The organism is Patescibacteria group bacterium, from assembly GCA_018896645.1.
Lineage (GTDB): Bacteria > Patescibacteriota > Patescibacteriia > UBA2591 > JABMQE01 > JAHIMF01.
The window spans coordinates 1-4,575 of record JAHIMF010000082.1 but is presented as its reverse complement, the minus strand read 5'-3'; the positions used below and the strand labels follow the sequence as shown (position 1 = coordinate 4,575).

Annotated in this window: 7 protein-coding genes; 2 read left to right on the top strand and 5 right to left on the bottom strand. The window is 37.1% G+C overall.

The window, feature by feature from the left end; all coding sequences use genetic code 11:
* Positions 1-48 precede the first annotated feature (48 nt).
* Together atpB and KKD20_06045 are read right to left on the bottom strand one after the other, a co-directional pair.
* Positions 49-789, bottom strand: a complete 741-nt coding sequence (gene atpB / locus KKD20_06050; GenBank protein ID MBU4332647.1) for a F0F1 ATP synthase subunit A — start codon at positions 787-789, stop codon at positions 49-51.
* Positions 790-792: 3 nt separating this feature from the next.
* Positions 793-1,092 carry an AtpZ/AtpI family protein gene (locus KKD20_06045; protein ID MBU4332646.1) on the bottom strand — a complete coding sequence of 100 codons (300 nt, stop codon included), beginning with the start codon at positions 1,090-1,092 and terminating at the stop codon, positions 793-795.
* 209 nt (positions 1,093-1,301) lie between these two features.
* Between KKD20_06045 and KKD20_06040 the strand changes: the two genes are divergently transcribed.
* Positions 1,302-2,009, top strand: coding sequence for a serine protease (locus KKD20_06040; GenBank protein MBU4332645.1), 708 nt, complete (start codon positions 1,302-1,304; stop codon positions 2,007-2,009).
* 22 nt (positions 2,010-2,031) lie between these two features.
* Here KKD20_06040 and KKD20_06035 read toward each other — a convergent pair whose 3' ends face one another.
* Together KKD20_06035 and KKD20_06030 are read right to left on the bottom strand one after the other, a co-directional pair.
* Complete coding sequence (locus tag KKD20_06035) at positions 2,032-2,889, bottom strand: TatD family hydrolase (GenBank protein ID MBU4332644.1); 858 nt, start codon at positions 2,887-2,889, stop codon at positions 2,032-2,034.
* A 10-nt stretch (positions 2,890-2,899) separates the two neighbouring features.
* Positions 2,900-3,229 carry a nucleoside triphosphate pyrophosphohydrolase family protein gene (locus tag KKD20_06030; GenBank protein ID MBU4332643.1) on the bottom strand — a complete coding sequence of 110 codons (330 nt, stop codon included), beginning with the start codon at positions 3,227-3,229 and terminating at the stop codon, positions 2,900-2,902.
* A 76-nt stretch (positions 3,230-3,305) separates the two neighbouring features.
* Here KKD20_06030 and KKD20_06025 point away from each other — a divergent pair, with 76 nt between their 5' ends.
* The gene (locus KKD20_06025) at positions 3,306-4,319 is read left to right on the top strand and encodes a hypothetical protein (GenBank protein MBU4332642.1); all 1,014 of its coding nucleotides are present in this window, start codon (positions 3,306-3,308) and stop codon (positions 4,317-4,319) included.
* A 1-nt stretch (position 4,320) separates the two neighbouring features.
* On the opposite strand, the gene KKD20_06020 is transcribed toward KKD20_06025, so the two are convergent.
* Positions 4,321-4,575 (bottom strand): hypothetical protein (locus KKD20_06020; protein MBU4332641.1); only part of this gene is annotated, 255 nt, incomplete at its 5' end.

The window sequence follows — 4,575 nt, the reverse complement described above, 5'->3', positions numbered from 1 at the left end:
AGATTAAGAATTAATATCATTATTGAAATCATTATTTAAATAATGATATTAATGCTCGTGCGAAACTGTTGCCATTTTTAGAAATACAAGTGTTAGCATAGAAAATACTAATGCCTGCACAAATCCTACAAATATCTCTAAAAATAAAAATGGTAAAGGCACTATATAGGGTACCAAAAATAGAACAACTGTCAATAAAACTTCGCCGGCAAATATATTACCAAATAATCGGAAAGAAAAAGATATCATTTTTGCTACTTCAGAAATAAGCTCTAAAATCCCGACAAAAAATTCTATTGGACCCTTAAAGCTGATAAACTTGCCCCAATGTTTAAAAAATCCAATTGCCATAATACCAAAAATTTGCGTAGCGATTACCGAGATAACGGCAATAGCCATAGTCATATTTAGGTCTGCGGACGATGATCGTATAAAGGGCACAATTATTTGTTCTCCATGAATAGTTTCTTTTAGGCCAATTGTTCCCAATCCGGGTACTATTTCTAGCCAATTAGAAAGAATTACAAAAACAAAAATCGTCGCTACAAGTGGAAAGAATTTTACGGCTTGGCGACGATCCTGGGTTACGGTTTCCATAAAGTTTAGTAGTTTTTCAACTAATAGTTCTATCAGATTTTGAAACCCTTTTGGTTTTTCTTGCATTTTTTTTCGCAAAATCAAGGCAAGTATAATTAATCCTACCGAAATAAGGACTGACATTATAAGGGTATTTGTAACTGTGAAGCTGCCAAGTTTGAACATCGGTTCAGCAGCCAAGCTTATATGCATAATTTAATTACGAATAATTTTATCATTGTTTTCGGATAGCTTTGCTAGATTTTCATTTTGTTTCTTTAGATCCTCATTCATTTCATCCATTATTGCCATTGATTTTTTTGTAATCCAAATACTTGTAATGGCCAAGGATAGTAAGATGCCACCAAGTAAAAACCATGGCGAGCTATTATATTTTTTATCAAGAAACCTACCAACCAAAGCCAATACAACTAAAGGGATGGTGATTGTGTAGCCAAGCTGACCGGCAAGAGACATCGCTTGCCACAATCCTTGATTTTTTGATTTATCTGGCATATTTTTTTGCATACGCTAACGTTTCATATTTTAGCAAATATTTATAAATATATCAAGCGCTTCTAAAATTGCTACTTTTTGCAGTATTTGGTAAGGTTTAATAAGGCGTTCATTCAAAAAAGGAGAGCATCGTGAGGCAAATAATTTTTTTTCTAATTTTAGCGTTATTTTTTTGCGGTTGTACAAAGATTATCAGAGAAACAAGATATGTGCGCACAACAAACAATGTTCTTTGTAGACATGAGCTGGCGCTTCAGAAAGTTGAAGAAAACAGAAAAAATATAGTTTTTGTCTATGGCAATAGCTTATCTGGTAGTATTATTACTTTCGGTACTGGAGTAATTATAGATGAAAAAGGACTTGTTCTTACGGCTTATCATGTTTTAAGGGGTAAAAACGTGGCGTCAAAATTTATTAGATTTAATGAACGTGGCAGGCCGGTTGTAAAAGAAATTTTATTTGAAATAAATTCCGAAAAAGACGATTTATCAATTCTTTATATTGGTTATCGCTTTAAAAGCGCGGTAAAAGTTGCTAAAAATATGCAAAAATCAGGTGAACCGGTTTTTACTATCGGACGGACGTTGATAAATGACTTTGGTAAAATATTTGATAAGGATGGATTCTTGGATTATAGCGATAAAATAGCTTTTGGTCACGTTTTGATGCGTACGCGCTTCCAATCTTTGTCTGATGGTTTGGACACTATTATGATCGGATCGGATATGCAGACTCTTCCCGGAATGAGCGGAGCCCCGGTTTTTAATTTTAACGGAGAAGTTGTAGGGATTTTGAGCCGAAACGGACAAATGCAACCACTCCGAAACTCTTTCACTTGGCATGTAGAGATATCGCATTTAAAAGAGCTGTTGGAAAAGAAAAAAGATCTTTTAAAAGACCTTTTGCCAAAAAAATAATTCCTGCCAAAAAGCGGGAATTTTAAATTTTAAAAAAACTTCTTGCCGTTTTTGTAGATATATCAGCTATTTCATCAAAACTGGTATTTTTTATTTCCGCAATTTTTTCCGCGACATATCGCACAAAAAGCGGTTCATTGCGTTTTCCTCTGTTTGGTTCGGGAGTAAGATATGGGCAATCGGTTTCTATCATAAATTTATTCATGGGGATATTACGAACAACTTCCAGAATTTTTTCCTGTTGCGCATTATTATTTTTGCGCGGATTAAAAGTTATGATTCCGGTAAATCCTATCAAAAAACCCAAATCTAGATATTTTTCAGCGTCTTGCCATCCGCCGGTATAACAATGAATCACGCCACGTCGTTTTAGCCTGTTATTTTTAACATACTCGCTTAAAATAGGGATAATTTCATTATGCACGTCGCGGTTGTGGATAATGATTGGCAAGTCTAGCTCATCCGCCAAGTCCAGTCCTTTGTGGAAAACCTCTTGTTGTTTTTTTTCCGCGGTTTTTCTATCTACATTATCTGGAATAAAGCTGTAATCCAGTCCCATTTCTCCGATTGCGACTACTTTTTTATCTTGCGCCAGGTTTTTATAAAAATCATAATCCCAGTCTTCGGCTCTACTTTTAAATTTTACATCAACTTCGCTTTCATCAATATGTATTGAAAATAGATGTGTGGGATGGAGCCCGACTGCGGCATAAATCCCCTTTTCATATTTATTTGCTATTAGAACCGCGCGTTCGCTGGTTGTGCTTTGGGATCCAACATTAATAGCCCAGGTATTATTTTCCAGGGTATTTTTTATCATTTCATCCAAATCATCTTTATATGCGCTGAAGTTTAGGTGGGCATGGCTGTCTATGAGCATAATTTATTTTTTATCTATTATCTCCCGAGCCATGGAGCTGATTGCGCTCCATTCTAGAATAAAGTTTTTCAATATTTTGTTCGGCAATATCATCGAGCTTTAGGCCAAATTCTGTTGCGAGTTGAGATAAATACCATAAAACGTCGCCCAGTTCTTTTGAAAGAAGATCTTTTTTTTCTTCACTTATTACGCCACTATCGTCGCGCATTATTTTTTTAACTTTTTCTGCAATTTCTCCTGCTTCACCCATCAGACCAAGCGTAGGATAGATGTGGTTATTCCCTAAATTAGGATAAATAGCGGTCTTCCTTGACTTTTGTTGGTATTCTTCAAAATTCATATATTTTATATTAATTATAATTTCCTCTAATTTTATATTATATCTTACTTTGGGTATTTGACAAATGGTGAAAAGTATGTTAAATTTTAGGTTAATGTTCATTACAACTCAAACCGTGGAGGATTTGATGTCAAAAAGACCGGCTTTCCTGTTTTTTCCAACCGAGGCAAGTACAGCCCGAGTTAGCGAGTATCATCGTGCCATTGTAGCACGATATAAGAATGCGCTAACCGCGATCTCATTTTCCGAAGAAGATGATGAGATGGCTGACCTCGCTTTTCATTCTGGTTTTTTTAATATAAAGGTACCCTTTAAACATAAGGATAAGCTTATGTGTAGAGCTTTTGGGCTCTTGTCTCAAGTTATTTTCGAACATGATATTGAGGTAGTTGTTTTCAATACAGCTATGTTAAGATATAGCACAAGGCATTTTATAGAGTTTGTAGACAAGGCACGGGCTTTGCCAAACAACCTTATTCTTGGAACTCCGCAAATTCTGCATATTGATCACAGGAAATCGCTCGAAGGATATTTAGCGGATAATGAAGCGGTTCGCAAGGCACTGATGGTTGACGTTTTTATCAGCTATGCAATGAGCAGATGCGATCAGCATATTTTTGGAGTTTTTACTAACTTGCTCGCTGGTATGTTTGCAGTAAGGCCTGATTTTTTGGGTGATCCATCCGGCGTTTTGCGGGCAATTCTTGCAATGAAGGTTTATAAGGATACGGACTTGCTTGCTCCACTTTTGACATGGAATATCTTTCGAGCCGAATCGCAGACATCTGTCGGCAGACGAGGGCTTAGTATCGCTCAAGTAGAGCTTCCTGTCATCAAGCTTAATCCTATGGCGCGTCACCTAGAAGATCGTATCGATGATCTTAGGTTTACATTGAAACTTTTGGAGGGCAGGGTCGGTAATTTAGCCGACCTCGTGAATGATGTTTTTCTGAATGTGCCTTTCTTGCGCCCTGTTTTTTCAGATGCTTTGCGGCCCTGGTTTGAGGTAGAGGTTCTTCGCGTTAAGGAATATGAAGAAGATCGCCAAATTCCGCCCGAGTCAGTATTATTTGATAAGAAAAAGCGTTAATTTATTGCCGTCTCTTGTTAAGGGACGGCTTTTTTAATTTTAAAAAAACATCCGTCAACTGATGGATGTTTTTTGGTCGCAATTGCTGAACGAAACTCGAACCTTTTTTGAACAAAATACCGACTGATTGCCGCGCTTCGCGCGGCAGAACCGAAACTGAATGCTCGGGCGGGCAAAAAGGAAGGGGGTTGGGGGGAAGGAATTTTTGCCCGCCCTCGCTTTCGCCGCATCTTTTTTCGCCACCGCAATTTTTCGT